Annotated in this window: 16 protein-coding genes and 1 pseudogene; 12 read left to right on the forward strand and 5 right to left on the reverse strand. The window is 68.2% G+C overall.

Features of this window, described 5'->3' with window-relative positions:
- The first annotated feature begins 4 nt into the window (after nt 1-4).
- From AJAP_RS12870 to AJAP_RS43605, 5 genes are all read left to right on the forward strand, one after another.
- Entirely contained in the window at nt 5-955 is a 951-nt protein-coding gene (locus tag AJAP_RS12870) for a daunorubicin resistance protein DrrA family ABC transporter ATP-binding protein (protein ID WP_038511022.1), read from the forward strand.
- Entirely contained in the window at nt 952-1,740 is a 789-nt protein-coding gene (locus AJAP_RS12875) for an ABC transporter permease (RefSeq protein ID WP_038511025.1), read from the forward strand. The genes AJAP_RS12870 and AJAP_RS12875 overlap by 4 nt, the downstream gene beginning before the upstream one ends.
- Nucleotides 1,741-1,948: 208 nt before the next feature.
- Nucleotides 1,949-3,202 (forward strand): HNH endonuclease signature motif containing protein, encoded by a 1,254-nt coding sequence (locus AJAP_RS12880; protein ID WP_038511027.1) that lies wholly within the window; start codon nt 1,949-1,951, stop codon nt 3,200-3,202.
- Between the two features lie 72 nt (nt 3,203-3,274).
- Complete coding sequence (locus AJAP_RS12885) at nt 3,275-3,694, forward strand: MepB family protein (RefSeq protein ID WP_038511030.1); 420 nt, start codon at nt 3,275-3,277, stop codon at nt 3,692-3,694.
- Nucleotides 3,695-3,854: 160 nt separating this feature from the next.
- Entirely contained in the window at nt 3,855-4,073 is a 219-nt protein-coding gene (locus tag AJAP_RS43605) for a hypothetical protein (RefSeq protein WP_143202751.1), read from the forward strand.
- Here the strand turns inward: AJAP_RS43605 and AJAP_RS12890 are convergent.
- Entirely contained in the window at nt 4,043-4,483 is a 441-nt protein-coding gene (locus tag AJAP_RS12890) for a hypothetical protein (protein ID WP_228694924.1), read from the reverse strand. The two genes, AJAP_RS43605 and AJAP_RS12890, sit on opposite strands and share 31 nt — an antisense overlap.
- 484 nt (nt 4,484-4,967) lie before the next feature.
- On the opposite strand from AJAP_RS12890, the pseudogene AJAP_RS12895 reads away from it, so the two are divergent.
- A pseudogene (locus tag AJAP_RS12895) lies at nt 4,968-6,173 on the forward strand (alpha/beta hydrolase); the annotation flags it as partial.
- Between the two features lie 21 nt (nt 6,174-6,194).
- Here AJAP_RS12895 and AJAP_RS45225 read toward each other — a convergent pair.
- Together AJAP_RS45225 and AJAP_RS12900 are read right to left on the reverse strand one after the other, a co-directional pair.
- Nucleotides 6,195-6,914, reverse strand: a complete 720-nt coding sequence (locus AJAP_RS45225) for an ABC transporter permease (RefSeq protein ID WP_084098128.1) — start codon at nt 6,912-6,914, stop codon at nt 6,195-6,197.
- A gap of 14 nt (nt 6,915-6,928) precedes the next feature.
- Nucleotides 6,929-7,804 (reverse strand): ABC transporter ATP-binding protein, encoded by an 876-nt coding sequence (locus tag AJAP_RS12900; protein ID WP_038511033.1) that lies wholly within the window; start codon nt 7,802-7,804, stop codon nt 6,929-6,931.
- A gap of 119 nt (nt 7,805-7,923) precedes the next feature.
- On the opposite strand from AJAP_RS12900, the gene AJAP_RS12905 reads away from it, so the two are divergent.
- Nucleotides 7,924-9,027, forward strand: a complete 1,104-nt coding sequence (locus tag AJAP_RS12905) for a sensor histidine kinase (protein WP_084098130.1) — start codon at nt 7,924-7,926, stop codon at nt 9,025-9,027.
- Nucleotides 9,024-9,626 (forward strand): response regulator transcription factor, encoded by a 603-nt coding sequence (locus tag AJAP_RS12910; protein ID WP_038511038.1) that lies wholly within the window; start codon nt 9,024-9,026, stop codon nt 9,624-9,626. Before AJAP_RS12905 ends, AJAP_RS12910 begins: the two co-directional genes overlap by 4 nt.
- On the opposite strand, the gene AJAP_RS12915 is transcribed toward AJAP_RS12910, so the two are convergent.
- Entirely contained in the window at nt 9,623-10,192 is a 570-nt protein-coding gene (locus tag AJAP_RS12915; RefSeq protein ID WP_038511041.1) for a helix-turn-helix domain-containing protein, read from the reverse strand. The genes AJAP_RS12910 and AJAP_RS12915 overlap by 4 nt on opposite strands.
- Nucleotides 10,193-10,259: 67 nt before the next feature.
- Between AJAP_RS12915 and AJAP_RS12920 the strand changes: the two genes are divergently transcribed.
- From AJAP_RS12920 to AJAP_RS12935, 4 genes are read left to right on the forward strand one after another with little or no spacing between them, the layout of a single operon-like run.
- Nucleotides 10,260-10,853 (forward strand): class I SAM-dependent methyltransferase, encoded by a 594-nt coding sequence (locus tag AJAP_RS12920; RefSeq protein ID WP_038511043.1) that lies wholly within the window; start codon nt 10,260-10,262, stop codon nt 10,851-10,853.
- Nucleotides 10,850-11,314 (forward strand): DinB family protein, encoded by a 465-nt coding sequence (locus tag AJAP_RS12925; RefSeq protein WP_038511045.1) that lies wholly within the window; start codon nt 10,850-10,852, stop codon nt 11,312-11,314. Before AJAP_RS12920 ends, AJAP_RS12925 begins: the two co-directional genes overlap by 4 nt.
- Before the next feature lie 13 nt (nt 11,315-11,327).
- Nucleotides 11,328-12,266, forward strand: coding sequence for an alpha/beta fold hydrolase (locus AJAP_RS12930; protein ID WP_038511048.1), 939 nt, complete (start codon nt 11,328-11,330; stop codon nt 12,264-12,266).
- A gap of 37 nt (nt 12,267-12,303) precedes the next feature.
- Nucleotides 12,304-12,783 carry a DinB family protein gene (locus AJAP_RS12935; protein ID WP_038511051.1) on the forward strand — a complete coding sequence of 160 codons (480 nt, stop codon included), beginning with the start codon at nt 12,304-12,306 and terminating at the stop codon, nt 12,781-12,783.
- Between the two features lie 50 nt (nt 12,784-12,833).
- On the opposite strand, the gene AJAP_RS12940 is transcribed toward AJAP_RS12935, so the two are convergent.
- Entirely contained in the window at nt 12,834-13,991 is a 1,158-nt protein-coding gene (locus AJAP_RS12940; protein WP_038511053.1) for a S1 family peptidase, read from the reverse strand.
- Nucleotides 13,992-14,055: the final 64 nt, after the last annotated feature.

Genomic DNA, 14,055 nt, shown 5'->3' on the forward strand with positions numbered 1-14,055 from the left:
CCCGATGCGAAACCCGGCCATTTCCGCGACCGGACTGCGCAAGTCCTATGGCGACAAGGTCGTCCTGGACGGTATCGACCTGCATGTCCCGTCCGGCACCGTCTTCTCCTTGCTCGGCCCCAACGGCGCGGGCAAGACCACCACGGTCAACATCCTGTCCACTTTGGTCACTCCGGACGCCGGTGGCGCGACCATCGCCGGAGCCGACCTGGCCACCGACCCCGACGGTGTCCGTGCCGCGATCGGCCTCACCGGCCAGTTCTCCGCGGTGGACAATCTGCTCACCGGCGAGGAAAACCTGTTCCTGATGGCGGATCTGCACCATCTGCCGCGCCGCGAGGGCCGCAAACGTGCCGCCGAACTCCTGGAACGCTTCGAGCTGACCGACGCCGCGAAGAAGACGCCATCGACGTTTTCGGGTGGCATGCGCCGCAAACTCGATCTGGCGATGACGCTGATCGGCGATCCCAAGGTCATCTTCCTCGACGAACCGACCACCGGTCTCGACCCGCGCAGCCGCCGCACGATGTGGCAGATCATCCGCGACCTCGTCGACGGCGGGGTGACGATCTTCCTCACGACGCAGTACCTGGAGGAAGCGGATCAGCTCGCCGACCGGGTCGCCGTACTCGACGGCGGCCGGATCGTCGCGCTCGGCACGCCCGACGAACTGAAGCGACGCGTACCCGGCGGGCACATGCAACTGAAGTTCCCCGACGCGGTCTCGTTGCGTGACGCGACCCGCGTGCTTCGAGTGTCCACTTCGGACGACGAGGCCCTAGCCCTTCGCGTGCCGACCGACGGCACCGTCGCCGCCCTGCGCGCCGTCCTGGACCGGCTCGACGACGAAGCCGTCGCCGTCGCCAGCCTCACCGTGCACACGCCGGACCTCGACGACGTGTTCCTCAGCCTCACCGGTCACCGGACCGAAGCGACCAAGGAGATGGCCCGATGAGCAGCCTCGCCCTTTCGGTGCGCGACTCGACGACCATGCTGCGCCGCAACATCCGGCATATGCAACGGTATCCGTCGCTCACCATCATGCTGATCGGCCAGCCGATCGTGTTCCTGCTGCTGTTCGTCTACGTTTTCGGCGGCACACTCGGGAACGGTCTCGGCGGCGGAGGCGGCCGGGCCGAGTACGTCGGCTATGTCACGCCCGCCATCCTGCTCGTCACCGTGTGCAGCGCCGCACTCGGCACCGCGATCTCGGTGGCGACGGATATGACCGAGGGCATCATCGCGCGGTTCCGCACGATGGCGATCAGCAAGGCCTCGGTCCTGACCGGGCACGTCGTCGGCGCGTTCATCCAGACGGCGTTCGCGCTCGCCGTGGTCTTCGGGGTCACGCTCCTCATCGGCTTCTCCCCGACGGCGGGGGTCGGCGAATGGTTCGCCGTCGTCGGAGTGTTGTTGTTGCTGACCATCGCGCTCACGTGGCTTTCGGTGGCGCTGGGGCTGGCGGCCAAGAGCGTGGAAACGGCCAGTAATACACCCATGATCTTCATGTTGCTGCCGTTCCTCGGCAGCGGATTCGTGCCGACCGATTCGATGCCGGCCTGGCTGCGCTGGTTCGCCGATTACCAGCCGTTCACGCCCGTCATCGAGACCATTCGCGGTCTGCTGCTCGGGACTCCGATCGGCAACAGCGGCTGGCTCGCACTCGGCTGGTGCGTCCTGCTCTCGGTTGTCGGGTACGTGTGGTCGAAGTCCTTGTTCGCCAAGGAACGTGACCGCTGATCTTGGGGTTGCCGCTGGGGGTCGCCCCGGGCCGGGTTTCTTCCGGTCCGGGGCGCTTGGTTTCCGCATTCAGTCGACTAAATGCGTGGGGGTATCGCAGGGTGATTCGGCATTGGCGGCTGTTTCACTCTTCGGTGTTGTTCGTGCGGTTTGCCGGTTGCGTAAAATTACGAACACATGTTCGACAAAGTTGCGGTATGGTGGAGGGGTGTCCGAGACCTTCCTTCCCGAGTTGCCGCAGGAGCTGTGGCGTGCCGGCAAGCTGGAGCTTGCCCATGGCGTGCAGCACGCTTTGCAGGTGATCCGGATAGCGACCGCTTGTCTGGGGCGGTTTCTGGCGGAGATCGAGTCTCGGGGCGTCAAAGACTTGTATGGGCATGGGAGTACGGCGAGCTGGCTCGCGGAGATCGCGGGGTTGTCGCGGGGTGAGGCGGGTCCGATCGTGAAGCGGGCGATCGCGTTGAATCCGACGCGTGCGTTGGATGGCACGGAGGTTCCGCCGGTCGCTCCCGCGACTGCTGCGGTCGCTGTTCAGGGGTTGGTTGGGGATGAGCGGATTGATCAGATCCTGGAGATCTTGAAAAACCTTCCGGCCGACATTTCGGCTGAGGATCGGGCGGGTGCGGAGCAGATCCTCGCCAATCTCGCGCCGAGCGCCGGTCCGCGGCAGCTCGCCAAGGCCGAGGCGAACCTGCAAGGCTTGCTGAATCCCGACGGCAAGGAACCCAAAGATCCTGAGCCGAAGGAGCCACGCCGCGAGATCACCCTGGAACGCCGCAAAGACGGCTTCTGGAAACTCACCGGCCTCCTCGATGACGAGACCGGTGCTCGCACGGCGGCGGCGTTGGAGGCGTATGCGCAGCCGCGGCCGGTGGATGAGTTCGGTCAGGCGGATCTGCGGATGAAGTGCGAGCGCCTGGGAGATGCCTGGGCCGAGCTGCTCGATCTGGCGATCGCGTGCCCGGACCAACCGGGGACCAGCGGCTACCGCACCCTCGTGCATGTCACCGTCGGACTTGCGGAACTGAAGTCGGGTCTCGGGACCGCGTGTCTCGACTTTGTGGGGACGATGACGGCGCGGGAAGCCCGGCTCGCCGCCTGCGACTGCCTGATGGTGCCGGTCGTGATGGGTGCCTCGGGCGAACCCCTCGATATGGGGCGCCTCCGAAGATTCGTCACCCCAGGCCAACGACGCGCGCTCAACATCCGCGACGGTGGCTGCGCCTTCCCGGGCTGTCATCGGAAGCCGAAGAATTGCCACGCTCATCATATTGAGCACTGGGCAGACGGCGGACCCACCGATCTCCGGAACCTCGTGCTGCTCTGCGGCTTCCACCACCGGCTGATCCACCACGGCGACTGGGAAGTACGCATGGCCGCCGACGGGTTACCGGAATTCATCCCACCCCAATACCGAGACCCACTCCGACAACCTCGGCGCAACACCCTGCACCACGTCTGAACCCCGAAGAGCCCGCCACCCAGGCGACGGGCCCCTCGGCATGCCCTGGCCTCGAGCAGCTAGTTTGGCGGTGTGCAGTTCAGCGCGTTCGAGGCTTATGCGGCCGGAGTGGGTGTGACACCCGAGACGCAGAACAGCGACTACGAGGCGGGAATCGTCCAGATCTGCGACGAGGCGTGGCATATCCGTACTGCGCGAAACACTCCGGCCAAGCCGGGCGCTTTCGTCGCCTTCTGGCAGAGGGACGCGAGCGGAACGACGACCCCGTTCAGTGACGACGATCCCGCTGCAGGCTTGCTTGTCTTCGTCGAGCAACACGGCCGACGCGGTGTTTTCCGGTTCACCGGCGCGCATCTCGCCGAACTCGGCATCACCTCAGGGAAACGGCCGGGCAAACGTGGGTTCCGGGTATATCCGAGCTGGTGCGACGGGTTGAACGCGCAGGCCGCAGCCACGCAACGAGCTCAGGCGTCGGCGTTCCGGGAGTTTTGAGCTCACGCAGTGCTGCCCATTAGTGGTGAGCCATGGCGCGTCAGCCGGAGGTCTTCCCGGGTTCGCGGCGTTATCCCCCCCAATGGAAGGGCGGCCGACCTCGTAAGTTCGGGTCAGCGGCCCGTGATCAGATCCGCCGCCCCGATCACCTACTTGCTTGATGGGCATTGGTACCGCACGGGCCGCGTCGAACGTCGGTCCGCTGCTCGACGACCGCTCGCACACGCACCGGCCGGGCACGATCGCGTTTCTCGACGACCCCTCGCGGGCGTTGTCCACCGGGCGTTCACCCCGAAGGCTCCCGAGCCGATCGACCCAGGAGCCCGAGCCGATCGGCCGGGAGGCCGGTCACGGGAAGTACGGGTTGTCGTTGCCGTAATCCTTGCAAGAGTCCAACCCCGGCCGGATGTCCGTGCACACCCGCAGTGTGGGCCCGTAGATGCCGTTGCTGTCAGAGCCCGAGATGCCCTTCCAGGTAATGGTCTTGCCGCAGCCCTCGTTGTTGTCGCGCCGCTTGCCCTGCCACTCGCTCGTCCACCCCTTGTTGATGATGAAGTAGAAGTAGACGGGGTTCCCGTCGCACTTCGCGTCCTTCAACGTGACGTCGGCCTTGAAGCTGCCCCGGCCGGTCCACGTCAGCGTCCCGCTGAAGCTCGCGCCGCCGTCCGGTGACTTCCCGGAGAGGGACTTCGACTGGTCCGCCGCCGCGGATCCCGCGCCGACGAACGTCAGCGCGAGCGCCATGAACACCGACACAAGACCTGCGACGACCCTCGAACGAGCTCTCATGACAATCCCCTCGTGATCTGCCGACAGCGCCCGGACCACGCACCCATCGGGGCGGATCCGGACTCGCGTCAGCTGTTTCCCCGCCCACCTCGGGCGAGGCACCTACGATCCCGGGAGCGCTTTCATCCTGCTTTCATGCCATGAAACCCCGAAAAGCCCCCCAGCGGGCTAGACGTCTCCGACCGCAGACGGACGCCCCCGCACAAGCCGGCTCCCTAGCCTGAAACCCGGGATTTTCCTCGACATCAGGGAGTTCGCGTTGCCAAGGAAAACAGCCGCCCTGGTGGCATTACTGGTCGCCGCCGCGTTGACCCCGGCGACCGCCACCGCGGCCCAGTCGATCACCTGGCACGGTTGCGCGACCGGGCCCGGCGACAGCGTCGGCGTGGAGCTGGACAAAGCGGGCGCGCAGTGCGCCGACGTCGCCGTGCCGGTCGACTACCGCCATCCGCGCGGGCGCCGGATCACGGTCGCGCTGGCCCGGATGAAGGCCACCGATCCCGCGCGCCGCCGCGGCGTGGTGCTGCTCAACCCGGGAGGGCCGGGCGGGCCGGCGAGGGAATTGGTCTTGGCGGGGGCGTTCATGCCGGAGATCGCCGCGCGGTACGACCTCGTCGGCATGGATCCGCGGTTCGTCGGGCGCAGTTCGCCGCTGCGGTGCGACTGGCAGACCGACACGTTCACGCGGTCGGCCGGGCCCGACTTGAAGAGTTTCGGCGAAAGTGTGGCCCTCGCGAAAGAACTGGCACGCGGTTGTTCGGGTAACGACCCCATGTTGTTGCGGGCGGCGTCGACCCGCAACACCGCACGGGACATGGACCTCGTCCGCGAGGCGCTCGGCGAGCGGAAGATCTCCTACATCGGCGCCTCTTATGGGACGTACCTCGGCGCGGTGTATCTCCAGATGTTCGGCGCGCGAGCCGATCGGTTCGTGCTCGACTCGGCGGTGGATCCCGAGGCCTACGGGCCCGGGCTGCTCCGCCCGACCGCGCCGTCGCTCGACGCCGCGTTGCGAAATTGGGCACGGACGGCGAAGGGCCTGGGGGAGACCGTGGACCAGGTCCTGGCGACCGTGCGGGACATCGCGCGTTCGGCCGAGCGGCGGCCGTTCGCGGTCGGAAAGTACACAGTGGACGGTCACACGATGCCGTATGTGTTCTTCGCGAACCTTTATGACGACAGGCCCGCTTCGCAGGCCGAGTTCACCGCCACCGTACTGACTCTCCGAGCCGCCGCGGCCGGTCTGCCCGCCACGCCTTCGCCCGCGTTGAGCGCGCTTCTCGACGGCCTGACGACGGGTTCCGGCGCCGCGACCGACCGGGCCGGGACACCGGTCGTCTGCGCCGATCGCGCGGCCGACCGCGATCCCATGACCTACTACCGGGACATCCAGGAGCATCGCGCCGCCGAGCCCCTCTTCGGCCCGTTGTCCCGCAACATCACCCCGTGCGCGTTCTGGCCCGTGGCCCCCGCCGAACCCGCCACCCGCATCCGCACCACCGCGCCGGCGTTGCTCCTCGGCTCGACCGGCGATCCGGCGACGCCCTACGCGGGACAACTCGCCATGCGCAGGGCGCTCGCCGGGTCGAGCATGGTGACGGTGGAAGGCGCGTACCGCCACTCGGTCTTCTTGAAGGGTGACGCGTGCGTCGACACGGCAGTGCGTGACTACCTGCTGAGCGGCAGGCTTCCAGCCGACCGGATCTGCCGGTCATCGGCGCGGCTCCCAGCGGAAGAGCCGCGTCGCCAGGACGACGGCGACGACGACCCACGCGAGGGTCGGGGCGAGCAGGAGCAGCGAATCGGTGAGAGCCACGCCGCCGTTCCACGCGTTGACGGCGAGTTCGGTGGCCGAACCCCCGGGCAGCAGGCGTTTGAGCAGCGTCAGATCGTCAGTGCCGGAGATGCCGACCCAGCTCGCCACGGCGATCACGCCGAGGCTGACGGGCAGGGTGGTCACCTGCGCGTGTTCGGGGGAGTTGGTCAGACCCGCGGTGGCCAGGCCGAGGCCGATCATCATGGCGACACTGGCGAGCACCGCCACCACCAGCAGACCGACGTTGGCGGGCGTGTCCGTGACGACGCCCAGCACGGTCATGATCACGGCCACCTGGACGAGTGAGATGACCGTGACCGGCAGCACCAGCCCGGCCAGGATGGACGCGTCGCCGGCCGCGGTGGAGCGCAGTCGCTTCAGGAACAGGTTCTGCCGTCGTGAGGCCAGCGTGGTCACGGCGCTGGTGTAGAGACCGAACGCGCACACGGTGAACATCACGATCGCCGCGATATAGCCGAGGCTGCCGATCTTGGCGAAGACCTCGTGCTGGTAGACGAAGAACGCGGAAATGGCGAGGGGCATCACGAAGCTGGTGATGAGGACCGACCGGTTCCGGAAGATCTGGATCAGTTCGCTACGGGCTATCGAGAGCATGAGAACTCAGTCCTTCAGTCGTTTTCGATGGCGCGGAACACGTCGTCGAGCCGGGTCGGTCCCGCTTCGAGATCCGGTAGTTCGATCGCGTGGTCCTGCGCCCACCGGAGCAGGGTGTGCAGGTCCTTCTGCAGCCCGAAGGTCTCGATGACGAACTTCCCGTCGTGCTGACGTTTGCCCTGCACCGGCAGCGCGGGAGCCGAGGACGGCAGGGAGAACCGGATCACCGACGGCAGCGTCCGCGTCAGTTCGGCGACCGTGCCCTCCCGGTGGAACGTGCCCCGGTGCATCAGGCCGATGCGGTCGGCGCGCTGCTGTGCCTCTTCCAGGTAATGCGTCGTGAGCACGATCGTCGAGCCGTCCTCGCGCAGGTTGTCGACCGCGTCCCACAGCGCGTCCCGCGACTGGATGTCCAGCCCGGTGGTCGGCTCGTCCAGGAACACCAGCCGCGGCGAGCCGTACACCGCGGTCGCGAAGTCGAGCCGCCGCTTCTCACCGCCCGAAAGCTGGGACACCTTCGTGTCGGCCTTGCGGCTCAGGTCCACGATGCCGAGCACCCGTTCGAGCCGGTCCGTGCGGCGGGTCAGCGCCCCGATCAGGCGAATCGACTCCTTCACCGTCAGATCCGGTGAGAAACCGCTCTCCTGCAACATGACGCCCATCTCGGGGCGCACGGCCGCGCGGTCCCGCGGGCTCTTCCCGAGCACCCGGACGGTGCCCGACGTCGGATTCCGGTGTCCTTCCAGGGTTTCCAAGGTCGAGGTCTTGCCGGCCCCGTTCGTGCCCAGCAGGGCGTAGAACTCGCCTTGCCGGACCTGGAAGGACAGATCCTTCACGGCGTGGAAGTCGCCGTATTTCACGTTCAGACGGTCAACGTCGATCGCTGTCATACCTCGATCTCAGCCGTCCGGGCACGCCCCGGCCAGTGCGGCCACGTCACGAGGAAACCATGACGTGGTGTCACTGTTGCCCCCGCCGAAGGAGAGCCGATACTGGGTTCATGTCTGATGTGGACACCGAGCCGGCGAAGGGACAGCTGCGCAAGCTGAACCTCACCATGTTCGTCCCGCTGCTCGTCGTCGGCGGCGTGATCGTGGTCGCCTCGGATTCGCGGACCTGGTGGCACGCGGTCGTCCTGAGCGTGGGTGTGCTGGCGGCCTTGGTCGCCTTCGTGCGCTGGGCGGCGGGCGAGGTCCTGCGGGTCGCGATCCCGTGCCTGGTGATCACGGCGGCCGTGTGGCCGTTCTCGGTGCTGCTCGTCGGCGGCAGTTCGGCGTTCTTCGGCGTCTTCCTCGTGGGTTCCCTGGTCGTCCCGCAACTGCCACGCCATCGGATCCCGGCGGCCGTCGCGCTCGTCGGCTACATCGCCGCGGTGGGCGCGTTGAGACTGCTGGTCTCGCACGAGGACGTGTCCGGTGAGCTGGTCAGTTTCGTGTTCGTGCCGGCCGCGATCACCGCCGTCGTGCTCGGCCTGATGTTCCCCAACAAACGGTTCTACGACGTCGTCAAGGAGCTCGAGGAGTCGCGCGAGCGGGAGGCGGAACTGGCCGTGATCAGGGAACGCGTCCGGTTCGCGAGCGATCTGCACGACATCCAGGGCCACACGCTGCACGTCGTGAAGCTCAAGACGGCGCTCGCCGCGAAACTGGTGGACATCGACGCCGGGCGGGCCAAACAGGAACTGGCGGAGATCCACGCGCTCGTGGCCGACACGATCACCCAGACGAAGGAACTCGCCTACGCCCAGCGCCGGCTCAACCTCTCCGCCGAACTGGAGAACGCGAGGAACCTCTTCGAGGCCGCGGGGATCCGCGTGCGCGTCGACCGGGAGGCGGACGTCGATCCGGCGGCGGGCAGGCTGCTCGGCCAGGTCCTGCGCGAGACCACGACCAACATCCTGCGCCACGCGCAGGCGACCCGCGTGCGGATCACCCTGTCGGAATGGAGCATCAGTATCGTCAACGACGGCGCCCCGCGAACGCCACTGCCCGAACTCCGCGGGCTGGCCGCGCTCGAACAACGCGTCGTCGCCGACGGCGGGGAACTGACGGTGGAGCAGGAAGACGGGCGGTTCGTGACGGCGGCGTCCTTCCCGGCCCTGGAGGAACGATGACCACGGTGGTGCTCGCCGACGACGAAGCCTTGCTGCGCAAGGCGATGGCCGCGTTGCTCCCGCTCGAAGGCGAGATCACCGTCCTGGCCGAGGCGGAGAACGGCGACGAGGCAGTCGAGGCCACCCTGCGGCACGAGCCCGACGTCCTCGTCATCGACCTCGAAATGCCCGGTGTGGACGGGCTCGGCGCGGTCGCGGAGATCCGGCGTACCCGGCCGGACCAGGTCATCCTCATGCTGACCCGGCACGCGAAACCCGGTGTGCTCCGCAAGGCCCTCAAACTCGGCGTCCAGGGCTTCGTCAGCAAGGCCGCCGACCCGTCGCACATCACGTTCGTCATCGCCACGCTGCATCAGGGAAAACGCTGGATCGACCCGGACGTCTCCGCGCTCGCCGTCGTCGACGACTGTCCGCTCACCGAGCGGGAGCTGGAGGTGTTGCGGGTGACCGGCGAGGGCTATTCGGTCGCCGAGATCGCCGGACGGCTCCACCTCGCGCAGGGCACCGTGCGCAATTATCTCTCGAACGCCATGCAGAAGACCCAGACGCAGACCCGGCACGAGGCCGCCCGGTACGCGCGCGAGCACGACTGGCTCTAACGCGCCCGCACATGGGCGCGTTCGCCCTGCGGTCCGAACAGGACGAGGGTTTCGACGGCGTGCCCGTCGGCCGAGCCGAGCCAATGCGGGAGCGCGGTGTCGAATTCGGCGGCCTCACCCGGCGGGAGGACCATGTCCCGGTCGCCGACCACCAGCCGCAACCGTCCATTGAGGACATACACCCATTCGTAGCCGCCGTGGGTCTGCGGCGTGGGTTCCGCCGGTGCGTCCCGGCTGGGGATGAGCATCTTGAACGCCTGCACCCCGCCCGCGCGCCGGGTGAGCGGCAGGAACGTCATGCCGTGGCGGTGAATCGGCTGCAGATGGATCCGCGGATCACCGGTCCGGGGAGCGCCGACGAGGTCGTCGAGCGGCACGCCGTGCACCCGGGCGAGCGGGAGCAGCAGTTCGAGCGTCGGCCGCCGCCCGCCGCTTTCCAGCCGTGACAAGGTGCTTTCCGAGATCCCGGTCGCCGCCGACAGTTCGGCGAGGGTCAGGCCGCGGTGTTTGCGCAGCGCTCGTAACCGCGGGCCGACCGCGTCGAGCACCTCGTCCGTTTCGTCCATGCCCTCGATCTTGCCAGGTCGGCAAGTTTTCGTGCCAAACCGGCGGACCGGCGGCGAAGGTGCGATCATGAGCGCTACGAGATTCTGGGACGAACTCCACGAACGGCGGGCCGCCGGAACGCCGGAGGTGAACGCGAGACTGGCCGAGATCGCGGGCTCGCTGACCCCGGGCACCGCGCTGGACCTCGGCTGCGGAGCCGGGGGAGACGCGCTCTGGCTGGCGGCCCGAGGCTGGCGGGTGACCGCGGTCGACATCTCCGGAGCGGCCGTGCGCTCGCTCCAGGCACGCGGCGAGCCGATCACGGCGCTTCGCGTCGACCTCGCCGAAGACTTCCCCGAGGGCACCTACGACCTGGTGTCCGCGCAGTACTTCCACACGCCCTTCGAACTGGACCGGGCGCGGGTGCTCCGCACCGCCGCGGGCTCGGTGAATCCCGGCGGGCGGCTGGTCGTCGTCGACCACGGTTCCGCCGCGCCGTGGTCGTGGGATCAGGACGCCGAGTTCGCCACTCCCGGCGAGGTGGCGGCCGGACTGGACCTCGACCCGGCGGTCTGGTCGATCGACCGCGCGGAGGCGGCCGAACGCCTGGCCACCGGCCCGGCGGGCCGGACCGCGACCGTCGTCGACCACATCCTGATCCTCCGGCGGGCCGGGCGATGAGCCGGAAACGCGACACCGGGCCGCCGTCGACCGGAGCCGGCGAGAAGGACGTGCTCGCCGGGTTCCTCGACTATCTTCGCGCCGCGGTCATGGCCAAGGCCGGAGGCGTTCCGGAAGACCGGGCCCGCGTTCCCGGCGTGCCGTCCGGCACGAATCTGCTGGGCCTGGTCCAGCACCTGACCCAGGTGGAACGGCATTGGCTGCTCGGCCACCGCGTCACCGACTGGAAGGCGACGTTCCACCCGGGCCCGGACGACACGACGGCGTCGATTCTGGCCGCCTACCGGGAAACCGTCGCCGAGGCGAATCAAGCGATCGCCTCCTGGGACGACCTCACCGCGGCGGGGCCCCGCCGGGCATCGCGACGCTGGACGCTGACCCACCTGATCGAGGAGACCGCGCGGCACGCGGGACACGCCGACATCCTGCGCGAACTGATCGATGGCGCCACCGGGCGCTGAAACGGAGATCCCCATGTTCCACCGAGCCGCCGCGTTCGTCGCGGCCCTCGTCCTGCTGACGGCCTGCGGTTCACCTCCGGTCACCGCCACGCCGCCCCCGGGGTTCCGGCACGAATTCGCCGACGTCGACGGGGTGAAGATGCATTACGTCACCGGCGGCAAGGGCGCCCCGCTCGTGCTGCTGCACGGCTGGCCGCAGACCTGGTACGGCTGGCACCGGGTCATGCCCGCGCTGGCCGAACACTTCACGGTGTACGCCCTCGACCTGCCCGGTCTCGGCGACAGCGACGGCTCGCCGCCCAGCTACGACAAGGCCACCCTCGCCCGCTACGTGCACGGCCTCGTCGCCGGACGGCTGGGCCTGCGCGACGCCCGCGTCGTCGGCCACGACCTCGGGGCCGCCGTCGCCTTCCAATACGCCGCGCAATTCCCCGGCGATCTCACCAAACTCGCCTATCTCGATCTGCCGCTGCCGGGACCCGCGCTCGACGCGACGGCCTACCGGAACCTGAGCTGGCATATCGCGTTCCACTCGCAGAAGACGGTTCCCGAAGCCGTCGTCGGCGACGACGTGCGCGAGTACCTGTCCCTGTTCTATCCCCAGGTCGCCTACTCGGGAACGGCCTTCGGCGGTCCCGGCGCGCCGTCACCGTTCGACGACGCGGAGATCGACGAGTACGCCCGCACCTACTCCAGGCCGGAGGTCCTGCACGGCGGTTTCGAGCTCTACCGGACGCTCGGGCAGGACGTGACCGCGAACGCCGGCGCGAAACCCATCTCCACGCCGACTTTGCTGATGACAGCGGAAGGATTGCTCGAACCGCAGAAGGCCACGTTGGCGCCGCGCGTCGCGAACCTGGCCCGCGCGGTCGAGGTGCCGAAGGCGGGACATTGGCTCGCCGAAGAGAATCCGGCGTTCGTCAGCGCCGAACTGATCGGCTTCCTGAAGTAGGTTGCCCGAGATCGAGAACCTTTGCGATGCTTCGCGCATGTCCACGCTGGAAGTCCTCAACCACCCGTTCCGCGAGCAGTTCGAGGTCTTCCTCGACGAACATCGTCGTGTCCTGGACGAATCCCTGGAAGGGCTGACCGAGGAACAGGCACGCCGGTCGCTCGTCCCCTCCCGGACGACCCTGCTCGGTCTGGTGAAGCACGCGACCTTCGTGGAAAAGGTGTGGTTCGTCGAAGGCATCACCTGCCGCCCGCGGACCGAGATCGGTCTCCCCGAGACACCCGACGAATCGTTCATCCTCACCGAGGAGGACACGATCGCCTCCGTGCGGCAGGCGTACCGCGAAGCCTGCGAGGTGTCCCGCAAGGCCGCGGCCGCCCTCGATCTGGACGACCTGCTCCACGGGAACCGGCGCGGCCCGCTCCCGCTGCGCTGGGTGTACCTGCACATGCTGCGGGAACTCGCCCAGCACGGCGGCCACGCGGACATCCTGCGCGAGCAGATCCTGAACTCCTAGAAACGACGATGCCGGGGAGCGATGGCTCCCCGGCATCGTCGTTTCGTTCGTCAGGAACGGGTCAGCGTGACGCCGTACTTGTTCGCCGCGTCCACGACGGGCTGGTAGTAGGAGTACGAGCCGGTGGCGTTGGCACCTTCGTTGTAACCGCAGTCGTGGCCGTCGGCCGGGCCGCCGGAGGTCATGCCCTGCGCGGTGTTGCCCGCGATGTAGGCGCCGCCGCTGTCACCGCCCTCGGTGCAGACGGTCGACTTCGCCAGCCCGGTGGTGGCGACGCTTTCGCCGCTGTAGCGCACGGTCTGGTTGTACGCGGTGATCTTGCCGCAGGTCCAGCCGGTGGTGTTGCCCGCCTTGCACAGCGTGGTGCCGACCGGCGCCTTCGAGCTGCCGGTGATCCGCACCGTGGTGCCCTTGCGGGTGTCCACGTAGCCGCGGCCGGTGTCTTCGGCGTCGATGTCCATCAGGCCCATGTCGGTCGACGGGAACTGGGTGGCGACACCGCGGCCGATGTGGACGCCGTTGCGGTTGAGGATGTCCGGGTTGCCTTCGACGCAGTGCCCGGCGGTGAGCAGCACGTTGTTGCCGCTGCTGGTGGTGCCGGGGAAGCCGAGCGAGCAGTTGGTGCCCGGGTCGAGGTCCATGATCTGGCCGGGGATGACGTCGGCCTGCGTGGTGTTTCCGTTGGCGACACCGGTCTGGACCGCGACGCCGGGCAGCGCGGTGAGACGGCGCACGAGGGCGCTGTCGGCACCCGGCTGCACGGTGACGACGACCTGGTCGGCCGCGAGTTCCGGACCCCAGGACTGCACCTGGGTGACGTCCTTGCCGATCACCGTGCCGACCTTGGCGGACAGGGCGTTCAGCGCGTTCTCGCCGCGAGCACCGGTGCGCGGGGACAGCCCGGCGGAGCGAAGCTCCTTCGCGGAACCGGCGTCGGCGTTCACCACGAGGGCGCCTGCGTTGTCGAAGTACGCGCCGTCGGTGTGGAGGCCACGATTTCTGACGTTGTCCAGCGACGCGATCAGGTTCTTCTCATGGTCCAGCTTCTGGGCGGCCTGAAGCGGGCTGACCTTGAGCTGGGCGGCGAGCGTCTCGAGCATCGTCTGGTCGTAGGACGTGACCGGCGCGGCGGTCGCCGGGACGGCGAGCGCGCCGATTCCGGCGCAGACGCTGAACAGGGTGAGCATGACGGGTCCGCGAATTCGCATGCGAATTTCCTTCGATAAGGAGGGAACGACGAACCGCCGGAATATGTTCGGAAAGCGCAGGGGA

It is taken from the genome of Amycolatopsis japonica (assembly GCF_000732925.1).
GTDB lineage: Bacteria > Actinomycetota > Actinomycetes > Mycobacteriales > Pseudonocardiaceae > Amycolatopsis > Amycolatopsis japonica.